Source organism: Streptococcus sanguinis, assembly GCF_050220005.1.
Lineage (GTDB): Bacteria > Bacillota > Bacilli > Lactobacillales > Streptococcaceae > Streptococcus > Streptococcus sanguinis_Z.
In genome coordinates, this window is sequence record NZ_CP071413.1 from 1,697,645 (window position 1) to 1,717,586 (window position 19,942).

Genomic DNA, 19,942 nt, shown 5'->3' on the forward strand with positions numbered 1-19,942 from the left:
TTCAGTAAGTGGTATTAACCATCAGGTATCCGGTAAGAAAAGGATGGTCAGTTGCATAAAAAAACAAGCGTCAATGTTCATTGACACTTGTTTTCTGTTTTATTTTTTGAAACGAATTCCGAAATAAACCCCACAACCAACTATCAGAATCAGACCGAAAGCAAGTAGCGTAAAGCTGATTTCTGTACCTGTGAAAGGCAGAACTTTCTTCGTCTTCCCCTTATCTCCAGGTTTATCTTGGTCTTTTTCTATTGGTTTATCTTGATTTGATTTTTTCGGATCTGGTTCATCTGTTTTTTTAGACGGATCCTTGTCTGGGCCAGTCGGTTTCGTTTGGTCAGTTACGACTAACGTCCCATCCTTGTATTCTACTGTATTTCCATCAGCATTTACAACCGTTACTGTGCCATCGAGATTCACTTGGAACACGATGTCGGTAACAGCTAGGTAACCGGTTGGGGCTGCAGCTTCATGGAAGATATATACTCCAGGAGCTAATCCAAGCTCATGCGATGTATTTGCTTCTGAAGTCCATTTCGCTACAGGATTACCAGTTGCCTCTTTGCCTTGGAAAATTTGAATCTCTGCACCAGCAATTTCTGTACCGCCGAGGTTGACCTTACTGAAGGTTACCTTACGTGGAAGATCATCGTCCTTATCCGTTACTGTAACAGTTGAGCCGTTGGTTACGACCTTGTTCTCTTCACCCTTAGAGTCTTTCTCTCCGACATTGTTTACTTCTACTGTTCCGTCAGTTTTTACTTGGAAAGTAATGTCTGTCACTTTGAGGTAGCCTGTTGGTGCTGCTTCCTCATGGAAAGTATAAGTACTAGGAGTCAAGTTCAATTCTTTAGACTTACCAGCTTCAGATGTCCAGCTTTCTACTGGATTGCCTTCTGCCTTGTCGCCCTTGTAGATCTTGATTTGAGCTCCTGCGATTTCAGTTCCACCAAGGTTAACTTTACTGAAAGTCACCTTACGCGGTAGGTCATCGTCTTTATCCGTTACGGTCAGAGTTGAACCATTGGTCGCAACGGTGTTTGATTCACCCTTAGAGTCTTTCTCGCCAACGTTTGTCACTTCCACTGTGCCGTCTTGTTTGACTTGGAAGGTGATGTCGGTCACTTTGAGGTAACCGGTTGGAGCGGCTTCCTCATGGAAGGTATAAGTACCTGGAGTCAAGTTCAATTCTTTAGACTTACCAGCTTCAGATGTCCAGCTTTCAACGGCTGTACCTTCAGCTTTATCGCCCTTGTAGATCTTGATCTGAGCACCGGCGATTTCTGTACCTCCAAGGTTGACCTTACTGAAAGTTACCTTACGTGGAAGATCATCATCCTTATCGGTCACTGTAACAGTTGAGCCGTTTGTTACGACCTTGTTCTCTTCACCTTTAGAGTCCTTCTCACCAACATTTGTCACTTCTACTGTGCCGTCAGTTTTCACTTGGAATGTGATGTCGGTTACTTTGAGGTAACCGGTTGGAGCGGCTTCCTCATGGAAGGTGTAGGTTCCTGGGGCTAAGTTGATGTCCTTAGACTTATTTGCTTCAGATGTCCAGCTTTCGACTGCGTCACCCTCGGCCTTGTCGCCTTTGAAGATCTTGATTTGTGCACCAGCGATTTCTGTTCCACCAAGGTTTACTTTACTGAAGGTAATCTTACGCGGAAGATCATCGTCCTTATCGGTTACAGTCACTTTGGAACCATCGGTTACAACCTTGTTCTCTTCACCCTTAGCGTCTTTTTCTCCTACGCTAGTCACTTCCACTGTACCATCATGGTTGACTTGGAAAGCGATGTCGGTCACTTTGAGGTAGCCGGTCGGTGCTGCTTCCTCATGGAAGGAGTAAGTGCCAGGCGCCAAGTTGATATCCTTAGACTTACCAGCTTCAGAAGTCCAGCTTTCGACTGCTGTGCCTTCAGCCTTGTTGCCCTTGTATATCTTGATCTCTGCACCAGCGATTTCTGTTCCACCAAGGTTGACCTTGCTGAAAGTCACCTTACGTGGGAGATCATCATCCTTATCGGTCACTGTAACAGTTGAACCGTTTGTTACGACCTTGTTCTCTTCGCCCTTAGCGTCTTTCTCGCCAACGTTTGTCACTTCTACTGTTCCGTCAGTTTTTACTTGGAAAGTAATGTCTGTTACTTTGAGGTAGCCGGTTGGGGCTGCTTCCTCATGGAAAGTATAAGTACCTGGAGTCAAGTTTAATTCTTTAGACTTACCAGCTTCAGAAGTCCAGCTTTCGACTGCTTGGCCTTCAGCTTTTTCGCCCTTATAAATCTTGATTTCAGCACCAGCGATTTCAGTACCGCCGAGGTTGACCTTGCTGAAGGTCACCTTACGTGGGAGATCATCATCCTTGTCAGTCACTGTAACAGTTGAGCCGTTGGTTACGACCTTGTTGTCTTCACCCTTAGAGTCTTTCTCTCCGACATTGGTCACTTCTACTGTTCCGTCAGTTTTTACTTGGAAAGTGATGTCGGTTACTTTGAGGTAGCCTGTTGGTGCTGCTTCCTCATGAAAAGTATAAGTACCAGGTGCCAAATTGATGTCCTTAGACTGATTAGCTTCAGAAGTCCAGCTTTCTACTGCTGTACCTTCAGCTTTCTCGCCCTTGTAGATCTTAATCTCAGCACCAGCAATTTCTGTACCGCCGAGGTTGACCTTACTGAAAGTAATGGCTTTAAGACTATTGTCCTCTTTATCGGTTACAGTAAGAACCAAGCCATTTGCTTCAACAGAATCTGTTGCTCCTTTAGCATCAACTGTAATGGTGCCATCAGAATGAACTGTGAATTTAATATCTTCTACAGCTACAAATCCAGCAGGAGCAAGGCTCTCTTTCAGAGAATAAGTTCCTGGAGCTAATTTTACTACCTTAGATGCGTTGGCTTCGGATGTCCACTCTGCAAGAGGCTTAGCTTCAGGACGAATCTGACTGCCTTTGTAGAGTTTCAATTTCGCACCAGGAATTTCCTTCCCGTTTGGATCTACTTTCTTGATCGTCACATCTCGTTCTGAGTCGTCATCCTTGTCTGTTACCTTCAAGATTGCTCCGTCAGTCACAACCTTATTGTTTTCTCCTTTGGAGTCTTTCTCGCCGACATTGGTCACTTCCACTGTGCCGTCATGTTTGACTTGGAAAGTGATGTCGGTTACTTTCAGGTAACCAGTTGGAGCTGCTTCCTCATGGAAGGTGTAAATACCAGGCTCCAAATTGATTTCTTTAGACTGATTAGCTTCAGAAGTCCAGCTTTCAACAGCTTGACCCTGCGCTTTGTTGCCTTTGAAAATCTTAATTTGAGCACCAGCAATCTCAGTACCGCCTAGGTTGACCTTACTGAAGGTAATGGGTTTAGGACTATTGTCCTCCTTGTCAGTAATCGTCAGAATTGAACCCGCTGCTTGAACGGTATCTTCTGCTCCTTTTTTCACAAGAGCAACAGTACCATTAGCGCCGACAGTAAATGTGATATCTTCTACATATTGATAACCAGCAGGAGCATTAGCTTCAGTCAGCGTATAGGTTCCTGGAGACAGTTTTATTACTTTAGAAGTATTTTCTTCTGAAGTCCAGTCTGCAACAGGAGCTTCTTCCTGTTCAACATGATCACCTTTATAGATTTTTAGTTCCGCACCAGGAATTAATTTTCCGTTTGGATCTACCTTTTTGAAGGTTATATCCTGCTCGGTTACCGTCTTCTTATTGACGATTTCACGCGATACAGATTTGTCTGACCCAAAATCCTGGGAACCAATCTTAATTTCCTCAGTTAATTTATCATATCCTGTAGGAGGAGTCACTTCACGGATGGTATAATCATCACGCAACAAGTCACCCAAGTTGGCATTCCCGTTAGAATCTGTGGTTAATTTTCCGACAACTGCACCGCTCCGATCACGAACAACTTCAAATTCTGCACCTTGCAGGTTCTCACCATTTTCATTGACCTTATGGAGCTTAATAGTGAAAACATAGCCTTCTCCAACACCGCCGGCAATCTGATAAGAGCGATTTTCAGCTGATGTCGTTGTTTGACCACCATTATAGGTCATGGTAGCACTATTGGAAACACGCTCACCATCAACAAGATCGTAATCTGCTTTTGTCTTATAGTCCAGCAAATACCCGAAACCATCCATGTCGCCAAGGTCGATCGTGAATCCATCACCAGCAGCATTTTCCGTGATTTTTGATTGGAAATTAGCTGTCACGTCTTCTGTTGAATCCCGCACCCAATCTCCATTATTCCAGCGCCAAGCAATTTTATAGACCCGAATTGAGTCTCTCATGATTTTAAAATTAGGCGAGGTAATCTTGTCAGTAATCGTTACATCGGTATAATGCTCCATATTGCGGTTAATCGCAATATTGTAATGAACTTCATTCTTACCGTCTTCCGCTGCCTGATAAGAGCTCTTCTCAATTTTTGAGTCATATCTTTTGGGTGGTCCATTATAATGGACGATTCCCGGATACAACATCCGACCTCCTACGGTAAATCCACCATTCAAGTCACCTTCTTGTCTCACAACATCATGGTCAACTCGTGCATAGAAGAAGAATTCTCCTTGGACACCAGACTTTTGCTCAACATAATTTGTATAGGTCAAAGTAATGGTCTTGTTGGTTGAATCCAAAAATCCATTTGCCACTACGTTATCCGAGCTGTCCTTAAGTTCAATAGCTGAAGAGTTCCCAAAAGCATACTCAGAAGGCAAGGTGATTGTTGTCGTGTCCCCTTGATGTACTTGATTATCCGGCAAGACAAACTTTGCGTAAACTCGAAAAGTTTCCCAAATATCAACCCCCTGCGTTAATTCTCCACCAGAAGAATTCTTTATACTCATCTCCGTGATAGCATTACCAATCTCAGCTGCTTGCACCTGAGTCAGTGGAGCCAAAGATGGCAGAATTACTCCTAAAAAAAGAATAATAAGGTGGAGCAATGCTCTAATCCTTTTGTTCATGCAATTTTCCTTTCTCACAATATTCAGTTTTAAATGTACAATGTAATTGTATACTAACTGAGCTTCCCCATCTTGTCAGTGCCCACTTTCTAAAAAGCGAACTTTTATAGATACATTACATCTACATTTTATCATACTATAAGAAAAATGGCTATACACAAAAGGAGATTTTTTTAACATTTGTTTACCTTTTTGTCATTTAGAAAAGGTGGACGATTTATATGGTTCATTTGCAAATCAGACCACTATTGCTAGGAGCAATTGCGCCTGACAATCAATAGCCTCAATAACATAGAAAAACCGGAAACAAAGTCCGGTTCTAATCATTTATTTCCTAAAGGTCAGGGCATAAAATTTCCCATCCCAGAGGAGTTTCAACTCCTTCTCCTTGACACCGGCCGGTATAGCGGCCTCAATTTCTCCTAAATCAACGGTAGCGTCCTTAAAATAGTCCTTGCTGAAGTGGTTCTTCTTATATTGCTGGTCCACATAGTCTGCTGTCTCATCTGAAATCATAATCTTAGTCCCTGGCTTAGCCACCCGCAGCATTTCCTGCATAGCCTTGGCCTTATCGCTAAAGAAATTAATTCCGCCGATATGATAGACGATGTCAAAGCTATTATCCGCAAAGGGCAGGTCCTCCGCACAAGCATGAAAGAGCTGCAGATTGGTCTTCTTGGCGCAGGATTTCTGGCATTTTTTTAGCATGCCTATGGAAATATCTGCCCCGACAAAGTCTAGGCTTTTCAGGTCAATATTCTCAGGAATGTAGCGCAGGTCGTGGCCAGTCCCGATAGAGACATAAAGGACGGATAGATGATCCTTCCATTCTATTTCTGCCATCAGATCCCTTCTTAGCTTGTCGACTGTCTTGCCATAGAGAAGACCGCCCAGCCATTTCTCACTCAAATCATACCAGCGAGCAAAGCGATTGTACATGGTCATATACTTGGCATTGTCCCCTGAGACATAGTCCGGATTCAGCGCCAGATAGATGTCTCCATCTTTTTGAAAATCCGCTAACTTCAAACCTGGCTTCAGCTTCTCTTGTATTTTTGTATCTGTCATATCTTCTGTCTCCTTTTTCTATTTGCCATTTATTATAGAGGATTCTGAGACAAAAACAAGAGTTTTTCCGTAAGTGGCTGCCCAGCATGAGTAACTGGAAGAAATTGCTTAGTAAGCTGCAAAAAAACTAGACAAAAAATGTGCAAACAAAAGAAGATAAAGCATTCTGCCTTACCCTCTCTTTGTTTATTTGCTCAGTCGAGTCTTACGGTAAAGTCCTAAAAGAGACAGGACTACCAGACCAGCAAGAACTAGTCCAAGGCTTTCAGCAGAGCCAGTCGCAGGAAGAACTTTTTTAGATTTTCCTTGACCGTCTGCTGCTTTATCAGAATCAGATGATTGATTTGGTTTAATACCGCCTTGAACTGCTTTATCAGGCGTACCAGGTTCAGCTGGTGCCACTTGGTCAGTGATAAATAGCTTACCATCTATATATTCTACAGCATTGCTATTAGCATCCAGCACTGTTACTGTGCCATCGTCATTAACTTGGAAGATAATATCTGTCACAGCCAGATAACCTGTCGGAGCCGCTTCTTCATGGAAGGTGTAAACACCCGGCTCTAGGTTAATTTCCTTAGATTGGTCAGCTTCTGAAGTCCAAGATGCGACAGGGCTGCCCTTGCTTTCCCGTCCCTTGAAAATCTGAATCTGAGCACCGGCAATTTCCTCACCAGCTAGGTTGACCTTACTGAAGGTTACCTTTTTGTCTCCAGGAGTTTGCGTTTGCTTGTTAACGACATTTACTGCAACCAATCTGCTGTCTCCAGAATCTCCAGATGCTGGACTGCCTACGTTCAAAGTCTTACCAAAATCCGTCGGACTGATAGTAATATCCTCTGTCAGGCGTTCATAACCAGCTGGAGCAGTCGTTTCACGCAGGATATAAGTGTCGCGCAGAAGATTACCAACTTCCGCATTCCCATTCGCGTCAGTTGTGATGGAGCCAACAACCTTATTAGTCGCTTTCCGCACCACTTCAAAGACTGCACCGCTCAGAGAGGCATTAGACTCATCTGTCTTGTGAACCTTAACCTTGAAGTTATAACCCTCGGATGTTCCGCCAGCAATCTGATAAGAGTATTCATTGGTGACAGACACGGTCTCGGTATTGTTGTAGTTCATAGTAGCCTTATTTCCTACAACCTCTCCATCAGCCAAATCGTAGTCAGCTAGTGTCTTGTACTCAACTAGGTAACCGAAGCCTTCTACATCACCGAAGTTGATTGTCAAGCTATCACCTTCAGCGCCAAAGGTCATCTTAGACTGGAAGTCTGCTGTTACATCTTCAGTCGAATCACGCGCCCAATCACCATTATTCCAGCGCCAAGAAACCTTATAAACCCGTACAGAGTCTTGAACAATCTTAGCGTTTGTATCACCCAGCTTGTCCGTCACAGAGACATTTTTGTAGTTCCCCATGTTACGGTTAATGGCCACATTGTAGCGGATTTCATTCTTAGCATCGGCATCCCATTGAAAAGCACTCTTTTCTAGCAGAGACTCATACTTTTTCGGCGGTCCATTATAGTGAATGCTGCCGGCTGGAATCCTATTATTGCCTACAGTAAAAGTAGCTGGAATATCCCTTTCCTCTGTGACAACCTCGTGGTCAATCCGCGAATAGAAGAAAAACTCGCCTCTGACACCAGACTTCTGCTCTACATAGTCTGTGTACGTCAGTGTGATGGTCTTGGCATCGCTATCCAGGACTCCATTAGCCACCAGGGCTCCGTTTTCATCCTTAAGCTCAATAGCTGAGGAATTCCCAAAAGTAAATTCATTCGGCAAGCGGATCACTGTCGTATCACCCGCATGAGCCTGGTTGTCCGGCAGGGCAAACTTAGCATAGACACGGAAGGTCTGCCAGATATCCACACCATTGGTCAGCTGCTCACCAGAGTTAGTGGTGAGATGCATTTCAGTGATGACATCATTAAGTTCCGCCGCATGAGCCTTAAGGGTTCCAGCTAAGAAAGGCAGGAACACGCCTAGACAGAGAATGATGAGCTGAAACCATACTCTTAGTTTTTTATTCATGCAATCTTCCTTTCTCACAAGTAAAATTTGTTTAAAAGTACAGCGTATTGGCAAGCCAGTCGAACACGCCCTTTTCATGTTCTTCTGCCTTTTTGACAAACACTGGAAAGACAATACTAATTCATTGTACCATATTGACTATTAAAAAACTATAGGAATGCTCACAGGGTTTGATCATAAAAAGGAGAAAGAAGATGCTAAGCCTTCTCTCTCCTATTGATACACAAAACAGGTCAAAAGATGACCTAAAAATCATTGAACAAATTAAGATCTTCTATTTTGACAAAAAAGTCAATCTTTCTGTGACGCACTGGAAGTTGCGTCTACCTGATTCTGATCTGCTTCTTCTTGTTTGGAAGAATTTCTTTCCGTCTTATCTGAAGTGTCAGGATCTTTCTGTACATGCCCGCAGGCCGTTAGGATAAAGACAGAAATCAGAGCCAGAAACAAGCTCCCAATTTTCTTGAACCCAGACATACGAGTCCTCCCTTTATGCGAAACTTGATGAGACTAGCACTCCGCCAAAAATGCCTGCACAGTCTTAACATCTTCTGGACTACCGCCTTGGTCAATATCGCAGATATGCTGTAGCCCATACTTTTCAATAATCAAGGCAGTCGCTCCGCAGAAGGTCCGGCCGTGTTTAACAGAGTCACCATTGTTAACAAAACCTTTAATCAGCCCAGGATGTTTCTTGATAAAGCGTTTGGTAGACCACGGAATTTTCCCAGCACCAGCATTTCGAGTAATGAGAATACAGGGCTCTTCCAGTTTCTCCTTGATGCTCTGGATCGGATAGCCCAGTGATTCTGCAAATCGTTTTCCAATACCAGTATTTGAATCATAAACTACAATCATCTTCATCACCTACTTTCTTAAAAAAAGAATAGCAAACCAAGTCGCAAAGCCTAAAACCACAACATCAGAGATGAGCATAAGCATGAACTCTAAATCTGGCATCATGTGAATGTAAATCAGCAATGACAAAGTTGTCAAAGCCAGTGCCGTCAGCTTAGCAACTGCCGGCAAGCCCGGAATCAAAGCTGCTCCGATTAGGACAATGATGAGACCTCCGACTAAAAATGACTGAAAATCCACACTTAAACTAAAACCAACTGTCACACCGCCGTAGCCAATGGTCAAAAGACCAATCGCGACCAGACAGATACCCAAAATAGCCATTCCACTCATAGCAAATCCTCCTTGCTTGTTCATTCTATTTCCTCACTTTCTACTTTTGAATGAACTATTAAAATTATTCATTCATATCTTGACGAAAAATGATTAACTTTATACTTATGCAATCACATTTCTTCCCTTTCCTATTCGCACTACATAAGACATCACCTCCTTTGTTTATGAATGAATATTCTTTTAAATTCATTCATAACTAGTTCTAAGAAAAGGAATTTCCTCTATTTGGAAAAAATTCCCTTAACAAAATATTTCACTAAAGTCTCAAGACTATCGAAGTAGCCTGAAAATTCCTGCTCTGTGACATGCATGTCTATGTAGTAAATCAAGTCATAAACCTTCATGATCTCAGCTATTTTCTCCTTCGAAAAACCCTCTTCCTGCAAGCGCTGGCTGAAGGTCTGAATCAGAAACTGATGAAAGGCATTGGACGCTCGTCCGGAATCCTGATTATAGTAATTGTGCAGAAGCTGAGAAATGCCTGGCTTGTTCCACTCAGCCAGAATTTTATTGGGTGAAATCAATTCAAAAGTGACAGCAAAAAGCTGTTCAACGATTGCCTCGGGCTCGCCTTGCCAGTCTACGCGTTGCATGATTTCCTCACGTATACGGCTATTTTCAGCTACATAAACCTCCAAGAAGATAGCTTCCTTGGACTCATAATACTTATAAAAGGATCCGACAGCCATATGGCTTCTCTTGGCAATATCAGAAATTCCAGCTGCTTTATAGCCTTTTTCCGCAAAGACTTCCCTAGCCGCAGCCAGGAGCTCATTTTTTTTATCCATTTCCATGCCTCTTTTATGAATGAATTTTATTTTGTGTTCATTCATATTTTAACACAATTTTGCCACTTGTCAAGCATTTATGTTATACTATACAAAAAAGATAGTTTGCTAATCAAATTACTTTTTTATATTATATTTTGGAGGTTGAGCTATGCTCAAGGAAAGACGTAACCAAGGTACCATCGCCTTTTTGGTAATTTCTCTTATTTTTCTAGTTGTTGCTGCAGTGATGGGCTTTATCCAATACCAAAAAGTCAACACCAAGACTGCCTATGACCGAAATAGCGAGTCTGGAGCAGATTCAGCAGTCTATGCTGAAGTGTCATATATTTTTCCAGAGGCTCTGATTGAAGTAGAAGATAATACTCAAGTTTGGCTGGTTGCTTACCAAGACGGATATGTTGGTCTGCAGGCTAAAAAGGGAGACAAACAGATTGCCCAACTCTTGGAAAAAGAGAAAAAGGGCGAACTGGAAAAAAATCCTGTCCGAATCGTTGGCTCCTATGTTAATGCTAACTCCCCTAAAAAAAATCAGGGATATATCTCTAATTATGGCAGCCTCGTTCGCGGTCTCCTAGCAGACAATCCCGAAGTCATCACAGTAATGTCAAGCAGCTCCTATATTTCTATCACTGAATTTGAATCTGACAATCTTGCATTCATGTTCTACATTCTGTTTTTGATTGGACTCAGTGTTTTCTTTGTCGTTATGGGAATTATCGGCCGCAAGAAAAATATCGCTGCCTACGAAGAAATCTATGCAGCCTATCCAGAGGCCAAGAACAATCTCAATATCCTGCTTGAGCAAGCTTCTTTCCACGACGATGTGCTGAAAATTGCTGTTTATAAAGACCATCTCATTACCTACTATCGAGGTTTCAAGGCGATTGATCTCAAACAGGTCGTCCATCTCTACCACCACATTCTCACCATGCAGCGCGGCTTCGTTGCTTCAAACAGAAACTCAACCTTAGTTGCTATTCGAAACAATCAAAAGAAATACCAAATGCCTATTAAGAACATTGGTAAAACAACCGACACCAAACTCCAGTCAACCTTTGACTATCTCTACAACCACTTCCCTCATATCAGATTGGGAGTGTAATAGCACATAAAACTCAAACTAGAAAATCTAGCTTGAGTTTTTTAGATACAAAAAGACAGGAGCAGGATACGATCCAGCTCCATTTATTTTTATGATATGCTTGTCAGAACGTTTTTCAGCAAGTTACTTGCCTTCTTTTTCCTTTCTGCGCTTAGCCAAGGCGCTGTTAATCTTCTTGGTCTTAAGATTTGTATCCAAGTAATGAAAGAGCCATAAAAAGAGATAAATCAGAATAAAATCCAGCCAGAAATGCCAGTTGGCAATTAAAAATCCCCAGTTATTGTAAACCATGAAGCAGCATACCAAGACTGCGACCGCAACAAAGTGAAGCAAAACCGAGACTGAAAAAGGGAATCGGTCTTCAAGAGTTTTTAACATTGAACTGATGAGTCCGATCAAACCGCTCATCACCATGACACTGATGATATTACTTGTTGTGGGCGGATGTTTTTGAATAGAGAGAGCAAGGACAATCAGATAGACTGCACTCCCTGTCTGGATGCCCATTAATATAGCGTGTAGACATTTTTTTATACTCATCACTTACCTCCTAGATTCCCAAATATTCCATTAAGAGTTTGACATAGCGACGGCTGACTTCGGTCTTGATTTGATTGGTCAGCTTGGCCGTCATATTGCCAGAAAAGCTGTCAGACAAGGACTCCAAATGGTCAATATTGATGACAGCATGCCGAGAAACCTGGATAAAGTTCGAGCTGCTAATCCGCTGCTGAAAGCGAGTCAAGGTCTCTGTTGTCTGGTAGATGCCTTCTCTGCTGTAAATCATTAGAGTTGTCTGGTTGATGTCTGCTAGGATAATATCTTCAGTCTTCAGCATGACCAGTTTATCGTCCGACTTGATAGGCAGGACGCCACTAGGCCCAGCCTTGTACTGCTCTATATAATCTAAGATGGCCTTAGCTTCTGCCCCTAGCTGGTCTGCCTTGACCACAACCAGCGGATCCTTGGATGAAATGGTTGGATCTGTTTCAAATTTTGCTTGCAAGAGGAAGCTCCCTATTCACATTCTATTGTAGTTTCAGCCGGCGGATGGCAATCATATTTTGCACTATCCAAATAAGCGCTATTGCAACTAAAACTATTCCAACTATATAGAAAGTTTCTGTCCTTGTCAAGAGCTCCTGCCATTCAATGCGAATTCCCATTGTTTTTTCAAAAGCTGCTTCTGACTGGCTGCTATTAGCAAAAGTATCTGCTAGACTTTCTTTCATGAGAACCTGTCTGAAAAGAGAGGCCATGTAGTTAGAAGGCGTAAGCTTCATCAGGTTTTGCGCCATATTCGGCAAGCTTCCAATGGGGATATAGGTACCCACTAGAAAACCAGAAGTTGCTCCGACTACTGTCGCCAATTTTCCCAGACTATCCACTGATTTGAAGCATTGAACAATCAGAGCATTTATCAGTGTGGCCAAGAGGCTGTTTAAGAGCATCAGAAGAACCAGGTAAGGAAGTATTACCCACTCAAAGGAAATGTTATCCGCCAACGTAAAATAGCTGAGCATAAAGGCAAACATAATGACCTGCATCAAAAAGCCGATAATAACAGAGCTGACAAGATAACTAAGATGTAAGCCCCATGGTCCCAAGTCTGTGATAAAGAGGTCGTCTGTCACCTTCCGCTCCCGGTCTTCGACCTGCCGAGAGAAAGCTGCCAAGGTGGTCGTTAATCCTGTAACTGCCAATACGCCGCCAATCAGCCACAAGTCCATCAGCTGGCTGGAATGGCCTTTGTAATTATTTTTCAAAAAAACGATATAAAGCACAAAGGGAATAATGGCTCCGAAGAGGGACAAAATTACCCCACTGCGGTTGCGGAAATAAAGTAAAAAATTACGTTTTATCAAAGCGAGCATATTAGCGTACCTCTCTTCCTGTCAGTGCCATAAAGGCATCGTCCATGGTTCCGGGTTGGAATTCAAATTGTTCGATATAGGGACCAGCCTGAGCCAATAAGGTCAGAGCTTCTTGAGTCGTTTTAGGGTGGAGGATAAATTCCCCTTCCTTGACTTGCTCCCAAGCGTAGCCTCTTGGCAAGCTTTTCTCTAAACTTGCTGAATCTTGACTCAAAATCCGTAAGACATTGCGGGCATAGTCCCGCTTAATCTGGTCTGCAGAGCCTTTGGCAATGACCTGACCATGATCTACGATATAGATCTTGTCAGCATCATCTGCTTCATTGAGATAGTGGGTTGTCAAGACAATGGTCATCTGCTCTTCTTTCTGAATTTGCTTGAGCAGGCTCCAAATACTCTCCCGAGTCTGAATGTCCAAGCCTGTCGTCGGCTCATCCAGAAAGAGCAGGTCGGGACTATTGAGCAGGGCTCGTGCAATGTCCACCCGACGCTTTTGGCCACCAGACAGCGTTCCATAAGGCTGCTTGGCAAAGGCTGATAAACCTAGCTGAGAGACCAAGCGCTCAATTCTACCTGCCGGCATCTCCTTGTACTGCTTGGCTCTGATGGTCAGATTTTCCAAAACTGTCAGCCGGGCGTCCAATACACTGTTTTGGAAAACCATCCCCAACTTAAGCTTTTCAGCATAGCAAATCTGCCCGGATGTCGGCCGCAAGAGACCTATCAGCATCTGAATGGTCGTGGATTTTCCTGCGCCATTTGGTCCTAAAATAGCTGTGAAACTGCCTCTCTCAATCTGAATATTCAGATCATTAACTGCCACCTTATCGCCATAAACCTTGCTAAGATTTTTCGTTTCTACTAACATGATCTTTTCTCCTTTTCTTTACTTCTGAGACTATGATAGCAAGTTGTTTTTGAAAAATCTCGGCTTTTTGGACAAGCGGTAAAATGAGGGAGATGAGAGGTGAAAATCCAGACGTCAAAAAATCCCCGACCAGAGGTCAGGGATTTGCTCTTAACGGGCGACAATCTTGCGGTAACTGCGTGAAGTCAGTAAGAAAACTAAAATATAGGTCAGGAGGAAGACTCCGCAAGTTGCAAGTGTTGTCTGAATCAAAAGAGGAAGATTCGTCACACCCAGTAGGGCAACTATCAAGCGCAACATGTGAAAGACCGCTGCTACATGTAGAAAAGCAAAGATGAGAGGTAAGAAGAAAACAGTCAAAATCTGCTTGCGAATGGTACTTCTAGTCTGCTTTTCATCTAAACCAACCTTTTGCAAGATGATAAAGCCATCTCGGTCTTCATAGCCTTCAGAGATTTGCTTATAGTAAATCACGAGAACGGCTCCTAGAAGGAAGATAACGGAGAGGAAGACACCGATGAAGAGCAAGGTTCCAGTAAGTTCTTGATAGCTCTTTTCTGCACTATAACGGTCACTAGCCATTGCGAAGCTACTATCTTGAGCTTGTTCCTGATCCAAAGTGTCCCTCAACCCCAGTTGGACTTGCTCGACGAACTCTTTACTGCCCTTAGTCTCTGAAGCAACTCCAATGTAGTAGTAATGATCCACATCGAGATTAACCTCTTTGCTATCATTGACCACCATATAGAGCCCCTGCTCCATGGTCACATCGTTTGGATTAGGGATTTCCCCATGCGTGAAATTCGACGATAAAAGCTGCTTAATCTTCCAGTCCTTGCCATTCACTCGGAGAGGCTTGTCCTTATTTAAGGAAATATTTTTCCCGTAAACTAGGGTTTCATCGTCTGCTAAGTCTATCTTTTCCCCTGTCATTTTTTCATAATCCTGGCGATTGATGACTGTAATCGTGCCTGCAGACTTGGTCAAGATACTTGTATCTGACTCCAGCTCTCTTTGCATTGGAACTGTCACATCATTACCAGCCAGTTTCGTAATGAAGGCTGATTGGTAGAGATAGGTAGTATAGCTTGGCTTCTTCAGATCTGTGTCCTGAGCGACTTGCTGGACCTTGTCCAACAGATCCTCCTTCTGATCGGTCGATTTCGGCAAGACGATACTGACATTATAATCCTTCGGATGCAAGGTAGTAATATAATCCTGACCTCCAACATAGATATTGATTGTACCGACCAGAGTCACTAAGAGCATGGTAGATAGAATGGAGATAGTTGCCAATCCTGCTGCATTTTTACGCATCCGCGAGATAAGATTGGAAACAGAAATGAAATTCTGCGTTTTATAGTAGTAGCCTTTGCGCTTTTTGAGAAATTGTAATAGTGTAATCGAACCTGCATTAAAAAGCAGATAGGTTGCGATGATAACCATGACCACAGCTATAAAGAAATTGCCGATAGCAGCGACAGGCTTGGTAACGGTCAAAGCCATATAATAAGCCACACCCATGAGCAGGAGCCCCAGCAAGGTTTGCAGAAAAAGGAAGCGTCCCTTCTTCTCGCCTGCTTTCTTTTCTTTTACAAGATGCAGAGAGCTATAGCGTAGAAGACGCGTAGAGTTGAGCAACAAAATCACTGCAAAAGCGACACCCAGACTGACTAGAGTCATCCAGACATTCTGCCATTGAAAGGTCGAGGCAAGAACTGCCGGCATTCCCATCAATTTCAAAAGGACTGCGTAGAGCATCTTATCTAAAGCTAGACCAGACAAGATACCCAGACCAACTGTAGCTAGATAAAAAACACAGAGCTCAAAGAAGGTCATGACTAGCAGATGCTTTTTCTCCATGCCCAGCAGACTATAGACTCCCAACTCTCGGGAGCGGTTTTTCATCACGAAGCTATTGGCATAGGTAATGAGGATAAGGACGGCAATCTGAATGACATGGATGCCAAACTGCAAGGTCATGCGAGCTGCCGAACCGCCATAAGAGGTCTCCATATTCGGGCTATAAGCTAGTGAGACAAAACTATACAAAATTGCTGTTGCCAGTACCGTCGCCAAAGCAAATGGATAATACAAACTGCGATTTTTAACCAGATTGGACAAAGCCAGTTTACTCGTTAGTTTGAACATGATTGCCCACCTCACTTGCCATAACTGTCAGAGTGTCAGAAATCTCTTGGAACATCTGCCGCTCGGTCTTGTCACCGCGGAAGATTTGATTATAAAGAATCCCATCCTTGATAAAGAGCACCCGCTTTGCCCGGCTAGCCGCTGCTGTTGAGTGGGTCACCATGAGAATGGTTTGACCGCGGGCATTGATATCGTCAAAGACATCTAACAGGGCTGCCGAAGACTTGGAATCCAAGGCTCCCGTCGGCTCGTCCGCCAGCAGAATCTCAGGATCAGTGATAATGGCCCGAGCTACTGCGACCCGCTGCTTCTGGCCTCCAGAAATCTCATAAGGAAACTTCTCTTGCAGCTTGTTAATCCCCAGCTCATTACAGGTCGTAACCAGCTTTTGCATCATCTCGGTAATGGGACGGCGGGAGAGCACCAGAGGTAGGAGGATATTATCCTTGACCGACAGGGTGTCCAGCAGATTGAAATCCTGAAAGACAAAGCCTAATTTCTCCCGGCGGAAGCTGGAAGCCTGACTATTTTTGATGGTTGCCGTGTCAGTTCCGTTGAGAAAGACGCGGCCCTCAGTCGGCTTGTCCAACATGGCTAGGATGTTGAGCAGGGTGGATTTCCCGGAGCCTGACTCCCCCATGATGGCGACATATTCACCTTTTTCTACCGTAAAGTGAATGTCCTTCAAGGCCTCTACTTGGCTGCCCTGAAAGCGGGTTTTATAAATCTTTTTCACGTGTTGTACGTCTAATAATGTCATCTTGCTTCCTTTCTGTTTAGCAGGAACCTATCAAAGCCCTGCTTTTAGCAGTTTTTATAAACTGCCTCCTAATTGATAAGTCTATTTTATCTCAATACCAAACGCCCAGCCATAACCTAAGCTTACATTTTAAAGTGCAATCTTACACTTTTGTAAGATGAGATGGAGTTTATTTTACCCAAAAGGCAATCAAAGCAATTAGCCAAAGGTGGGCTGGATAGAAAATATAGAAGAAATATTTGCTCCACTTGCTGCTGGATCCTCGCTCACCATTATAGAAGTGCAAGAGAGGAAGAACACTGATAAAGAGCCAGTCTGAATTATAGAGCAACATAGACAGAGTGTCCTGTAAGGTTGGATAAATTTGAATACTCATGGCAAAGAGAACTCCCGCCCAAACTACATAGGACAAGTTTCTGAAAAAGACTTGATTTCTAAAAAGGTAGGTCAAGAGCATGAAAGGAAGCAGAGCCATGCCGCCTTCGCTAAAGACAAGCCCAGCCAGCAAGACTAATACTCCTGCCGCTATCCGCAAACCATGCTTCCTATCCTTAGCAGCTCCGCCATTTTCAGAAAAACCAAAGAAAAGACTCAGCATGAGAACCCCGCAGGCCAAGGTCAGGAAGATATTGTGAGTGAGGTAGATGCCCTTCTCCTGAAAGAGGAGCGTCAGGATACAGTTTCCTGTCTGCATCAGGGCTGCCCAAAAGAAGAGCCGCATATTGTAAGCCAGACGGTTGCGAGTGTGGAGAAAGCCTTCCACTGCCATGAAGGCAAATGCTGCTCCGACACAGCGGGTTAGGGCATGCAAAACGCCATCCCAGCCGTCCGGCACCAGTCCCGGTATCTGGCTGATATGGTCAAAAACCATAAGAAATGCCATGAAGAGTTTCAACTGAAAAGCATTCAAACCTTTTGATTTCATTTTTCTGTCTCCTTCTTATTTCTTGCCTCTATGATAATAAAAAAGAAAGGTCAGTACCATAACCTAACCTTTCATTTGCTAGTTTTATTCTTACAATTTTGTCACTTTTAAAAATCATGCAAAGCATCTACCTAAAATAGCACAAAACCTAGTGGCTTTTATGAAAACTTTCTTCCGTCCGCAACTGTTCTAGAAAGCCTTTGACAGCTTGTCGGTCTGCTTCTGTTCCAGAGCCCTCTATGTTACGAATATGGCAAAGACCATACTGCTCCACTATCTTATCCGTTGCCCCGCAAAAGGTCCGCGGATAACGCTTCTGATTGCCATTGATGACAAAGCCTTTGATTAGATGTCTGTACTTTCTGATGAAGCGCTTGGTCGTCCACGGAATCTGCCCAGCACCGCTATTTCTGCTGACTAAAATACAGGGTCCCTCCAGCTTTTTCCAGACTGACTGGCTAGGCAGTCCCAGACTTTTAGCAAACTTCTTGCCCAAACCAGTCAGACTATCATAAACCACTACTAGCAATTTTCTTCCTCCTATTCAAAGATCAATTTCTTCTCAGGAAAGGCGATGGAAACCGTCGTTCCCTGACCAACTTGAGAGTCTATAGCAATCTTGTGTCCCAGCTGGTCAGCAATTTTCTTGGACAGATAAAGACCTAAGCCTGACGACTGCTGGGTCAGACGACCATTGTAGCCTGAGAAACCGCGCTCAAAAACCCGCAGCAAATCAGCATTTTGAATCCCCAAACCTGTGTCCTTGATGTAGAGGCTGCCCTCGTGAAAATAAATCTCTATACTGCCTTCTTTGGTGTATTTAAGACTATTGGACAAAACCTGCTCCAAAATCACTACAAACCACTTTTTATCAGTGACAATCGTGTGGTCTAGGTCATGAAGATTGAGGCTGAGTCCTTGCTGAATAAAGAAAAGAGCGTATTTCTTGACTACTTCTCTGACCAAATCAGCCAAATTTTCCTGCTTCAGCACTAGATCGTCATGGAAGCTTTCCAGACGGAGGTACTGGAGCACCAGATGAACGTAGGACTCGATTTTAAAGAGCTCCTGCTCTAGCTGAGACTTGGCTTCCTTATCCTTCAAATCTCCAATCAAGAGCGAACTGGCAGCAATAGGAGTCTTTACTTGATGAACCCAAAGAGTATAGTAGTCCAACAAATCATTGTATTTTTCCTGCTCAACCAAGAGCTGATTCTTCTGCTCGTACTCCAGCTCCTCCACTCGTTCCTGCAAAAGCTTTTCTAGAGGAGTCTGAGCCTGAGCGGAGACCTGTAGCTTCTGGCTGCGATAGCTCTTAAAGGCCGTCCAAGCATCTGCTCCGATAAACAAGAAAGACAGAAAAGCCAGCAAGAGCGCGACATATTCCAGCAGACTGCGGTAAGTATCAAAGACAAAGGCAAATAGCAGAATAAAGCCTAGCAGCAGAATCAGCAGAGCTAGAAAAAATCGCCGTGAATAAAGGTAAGATTTAAGAAAGAAAAATTTATCCTGTGTGTCCATTGATGAGACCGTATCCTATTCCTTTTTTGGTTTCGATGAAGTTTTTCAGCCCGTGCTCTTCAAGCTTCTTACGCAGGCGAGCCACATTGACCGATAGGGTATTGTCATCGATGAAAAAGTCGCTGTTCCAGAGTTCCTTCATCAGGTCATCACGCGCCACGATACCATCCGAATGCTCGAAAAGGACCCGCAAAATCTGAAATTCGTTCTTGGTCAAGGTCACCACTTTCCCATCAAAGACCAAATCTGTCGACTTGAGATTGAGAATGACACCTTGATGCTCCAGGAGACTCTGGTCGTTTCCAAACTCATAGGAACGGCGCAGCAAGCCCTGAACTTTAGCCAGAAAGACATTGTTGTCAAAAGGCTTGGTCACATAGTCATCTGCCCCCATATTGATAGCCATGACAATGTCCATGGACTGATCACGGGAAGACAGAAACATGATAGGCACCGTTGAAATCTTGCGGATTTCCTGACACCAGTGATAGCCGTTAAACAAGGGCAGGCCGATATCCATCAGTACCAAATGCGGCTCCTCTCGGACAAAGACAGTCAGCACATCCATAAAGTCCTCGACTGCCACTACCTGAAAGCCCCACTGTTCCAGCATTTTCTTAATCATCTGACGAATGACTGGATCATCTTCTACTAGTAAAATCTTGTGCATC

At 43.6% G+C, this 19,942-nt stretch carries 18 protein-coding genes; 1 reads left to right on the forward strand and 17 read right to left on the reverse strand.

Annotation, left to right across the window (positions count from 1 at the left end; all coding sequences use genetic code 11):
- Nucleotides 1-99 precede the first annotated feature (99 nt).
- From J1C86_RS08275 to J1C86_RS08305, 7 genes are all read right to left on the reverse strand, one after another.
- Entirely contained in the window at nucleotides 100-4,977 is a 4,878-nt protein-coding gene (locus J1C86_RS08275) for a SpaA isopeptide-forming pilin-related protein (RefSeq protein ID WP_125408872.1), read from the reverse strand.
- Between the two features lie 327 nt (nucleotides 4,978-5,304).
- Nucleotides 5,305-6,045 (reverse strand): class I SAM-dependent methyltransferase, encoded by a 741-nt coding sequence (locus J1C86_RS08280; RefSeq protein WP_125408873.1) that lies wholly within the window; start codon nucleotides 6,043-6,045, stop codon nucleotides 5,305-5,307.
- 186 nt (nucleotides 6,046-6,231) lie between these two features.
- Complete coding sequence (locus J1C86_RS08285) at nucleotides 6,232-8,085, reverse strand: SpaA isopeptide-forming pilin-related protein (protein ID WP_185757497.1); 1,854 nt, start codon at nucleotides 8,083-8,085, stop codon at nucleotides 6,232-6,234.
- A gap of 291 nt (nucleotides 8,086-8,376) precedes the next feature.
- A complete protein-coding gene (locus tag J1C86_RS08290; protein WP_002931245.1) occupies nucleotides 8,377-8,562 on the reverse strand; it encodes a hypothetical protein in 186 nt (61 codons plus the stop codon).
- 33 nt (nucleotides 8,563-8,595) lie between these two features.
- Entirely contained in the window at nucleotides 8,596-8,952 is a 357-nt protein-coding gene (locus J1C86_RS08295) for a class Ib ribonucleoside-diphosphate reductase assembly flavoprotein NrdI (RefSeq protein ID WP_185757498.1), read from the reverse strand.
- Nucleotides 8,953-9,300 carry a hypothetical protein gene (locus J1C86_RS08300; protein ID WP_125408878.1) on the reverse strand — a complete coding sequence of 116 codons (348 nt, stop codon included), beginning with the start codon at nucleotides 9,298-9,300 and terminating at the stop codon, nucleotides 8,953-8,955.
- 200 nt (nucleotides 9,301-9,500) lie between these two features.
- A complete protein-coding gene (locus J1C86_RS08305) occupies nucleotides 9,501-10,112 on the reverse strand; it encodes a TetR/AcrR family transcriptional regulator (protein ID WP_427150795.1) in 612 nt (203 codons plus the stop codon).
- Between the two features lie 106 nt (nucleotides 10,113-10,218).
- On the opposite strand from J1C86_RS08305, the gene J1C86_RS08310 reads away from it, so the two are divergent.
- On the forward strand, nucleotides 10,219-11,172 hold the full coding sequence (locus J1C86_RS08310; protein WP_125405347.1) for a hypothetical protein: 954 nt from the start codon (nucleotides 10,219-10,221) through the stop codon (nucleotides 11,170-11,172).
- Between the two features lie 123 nt (nucleotides 11,173-11,295).
- Here the strand turns inward: J1C86_RS08310 and J1C86_RS08315 are convergent, their stop codons facing one another.
- The 10 genes from J1C86_RS08315 to J1C86_RS08360 all read right to left on the reverse strand — a co-directional run bounded on the left by J1C86_RS08315 (nucleotide 11,296) and on the right by J1C86_RS08360 (nucleotide 19,941).
- A complete protein-coding gene (locus tag J1C86_RS08315; RefSeq protein WP_125405349.1) occupies nucleotides 11,296-11,712 on the reverse strand; it encodes a DUF3021 domain-containing protein in 417 nt (138 codons plus the stop codon).
- Nucleotides 11,713-11,722: 10 nt separating this feature from the next.
- Nucleotides 11,723-12,178 carry a LytTR family DNA-binding domain-containing protein gene (locus J1C86_RS08320; protein ID WP_125405352.1) on the reverse strand — a complete coding sequence of 152 codons (456 nt, stop codon included), beginning with the start codon at nucleotides 12,176-12,178 and terminating at the stop codon, nucleotides 11,723-11,725.
- Nucleotides 12,179-12,200: 22 nt separating this feature from the next.
- Nucleotides 12,201-13,046: an ABC transporter permease gene (locus tag J1C86_RS08325; protein ID WP_125405354.1), complete on the reverse strand. Its 846-nt coding sequence runs from the start codon at nucleotides 13,044-13,046 to the stop codon at nucleotides 12,201-12,203.
- Nucleotide 13,047: 1 nt separating this feature from the next.
- Nucleotides 13,048-13,914, reverse strand: a complete 867-nt coding sequence (locus J1C86_RS08330) for an ABC transporter ATP-binding protein (protein WP_125405357.1) — start codon at nucleotides 13,912-13,914, stop codon at nucleotides 13,048-13,050.
- Nucleotides 13,915-14,064: 150 nt separating this feature from the next.
- Nucleotides 14,065-16,065 carry an ABC transporter permease gene (locus J1C86_RS08335; RefSeq protein WP_125405360.1) on the reverse strand — a complete coding sequence of 667 codons (2,001 nt, stop codon included), beginning with the start codon at nucleotides 16,063-16,065 and terminating at the stop codon, nucleotides 14,065-14,067.
- Nucleotides 16,046-16,825: an ABC transporter ATP-binding protein gene (locus tag J1C86_RS08340; RefSeq protein ID WP_002909199.1), complete on the reverse strand. Its 780-nt coding sequence runs from the start codon at nucleotides 16,823-16,825 to the stop codon at nucleotides 16,046-16,048. Before J1C86_RS08340 ends, J1C86_RS08335 begins: the two co-directional genes overlap by 20 nt.
- Nucleotides 16,826-16,994: 169 nt before the next feature.
- The gene (locus tag J1C86_RS08345; protein WP_125351208.1) at nucleotides 16,995-17,750 is read right to left on the reverse strand and encodes a TraX family protein; all 756 of its coding nucleotides are present in this window, start codon (nucleotides 17,748-17,750) and stop codon (nucleotides 16,995-16,997) included.
- A gap of 148 nt (nucleotides 17,751-17,898) precedes the next feature.
- Nucleotides 17,899-18,279, reverse strand: coding sequence for a class Ib ribonucleoside-diphosphate reductase assembly flavoprotein NrdI (locus J1C86_RS08350; RefSeq protein WP_185755725.1), 381 nt, complete (start codon nucleotides 18,277-18,279; stop codon nucleotides 17,899-17,901).
- 11 nt (nucleotides 18,280-18,290) lie between these two features.
- The gene (locus J1C86_RS08355) at nucleotides 18,291-19,271 is read right to left on the reverse strand and encodes a sensor histidine kinase (protein WP_125405363.1); all 981 of its coding nucleotides are present in this window, start codon (nucleotides 19,269-19,271) and stop codon (nucleotides 18,291-18,293) included.
- On the reverse strand, nucleotides 19,255-19,941 hold the full coding sequence (locus J1C86_RS08360; RefSeq protein ID WP_009659088.1) for a response regulator transcription factor: 687 nt from the start codon (nucleotides 19,939-19,941) through the stop codon (nucleotides 19,255-19,257). Before J1C86_RS08360 ends, J1C86_RS08355 begins: the two co-directional genes overlap by 17 nt.
- Nucleotide 19,942 lies beyond the last annotated feature (1 nt).

Excerpts from the sequence above, each read along its gene's own strand:
- J1C86_RS08335 (WP_125405360.1), bottom strand. The coding sequence starts at position 16,065 with ATGTTCAAACTAACGAGTAAACTGGCTTTGTCCAATCTGGTTAAAAAT.
- J1C86_RS08355 (WP_125405363.1), bottom strand. The coding sequence starts at position 19,271 with ATGGACACACAGGATAAATTTTTCTTTCTTAAATCTTACCTTTATTCA.
- J1C86_RS08285 (WP_185757497.1), bottom strand. The coding sequence starts at position 8,085 with ATGAATAAAAAACTAAGAGTATGGTTTCAGCTCATCATTCTCTGTCTA.
- J1C86_RS08340 (WP_002909199.1), bottom strand. The coding sequence starts at position 16,825 with ATGACATTATTAGACGTACAACACGTGAAAAAGATTTATAAAACCCGC.
- J1C86_RS08280 (WP_125408873.1), bottom strand. The coding sequence starts at position 6,045 with ATGACAGATACAAAAATACAAGAGAAGCTGAAGCCAGGTTTGAAGTTA.
- J1C86_RS08315 (WP_125405349.1), bottom strand. The coding sequence starts at position 11,712 with ATGAGTATAAAAAAATGTCTACACGCTATATTAATGGGCATCCAGACA.
- J1C86_RS08345 (WP_125351208.1), bottom strand. The coding sequence starts at position 17,750 with ATGAAATCAAAAGGTTTGAATGCTTTTCAGTTGAAACTCTTCATGGCA.
- J1C86_RS08310 (WP_125405347.1), top strand. The coding sequence starts at position 10,219 with ATGCTCAAGGAAAGACGTAACCAAGGTACCATCGCCTTTTTGGTAATT.
- J1C86_RS08300 (WP_125408878.1), bottom strand. The coding sequence starts at position 9,300 with ATGAACAAGCAAGGAGGATTTGCTATGAGTGGAATGGCTATTTTGGGT.
- J1C86_RS08275 (WP_125408872.1), bottom strand. The coding sequence starts at position 4,977 with ATGAACAAAAGGATTAGAGCATTGCTCCACCTTATTATTCTTTTTTTA.
- J1C86_RS08305 (WP_427150795.1), bottom strand. The coding sequence starts at position 10,112 with ATGAATGAACACAAAATAAAATTCATTCATAAAAGAGGCATGGAAATG.
- J1C86_RS08325 (WP_125405354.1), bottom strand. The coding sequence starts at position 13,046 with ATGCTCGCTTTGATAAAACGTAATTTTTTACTTTATTTCCGCAACCGC.
- J1C86_RS08330 (WP_125405357.1), bottom strand. The coding sequence starts at position 13,914 with ATGTTAGTAGAAACGAAAAATCTTAGCAAGGTTTATGGCGATAAGGTG.
- J1C86_RS08290 (WP_002931245.1), bottom strand. The coding sequence starts at position 8,562 with ATGTCTGGGTTCAAGAAAATTGGGAGCTTGTTTCTGGCTCTGATTTCT.
- J1C86_RS08360 (WP_009659088.1), bottom strand. The coding sequence starts at position 19,941 with ATGCACAAGATTTTACTAGTAGAAGATGATCCAGTCATTCGTCAGATG.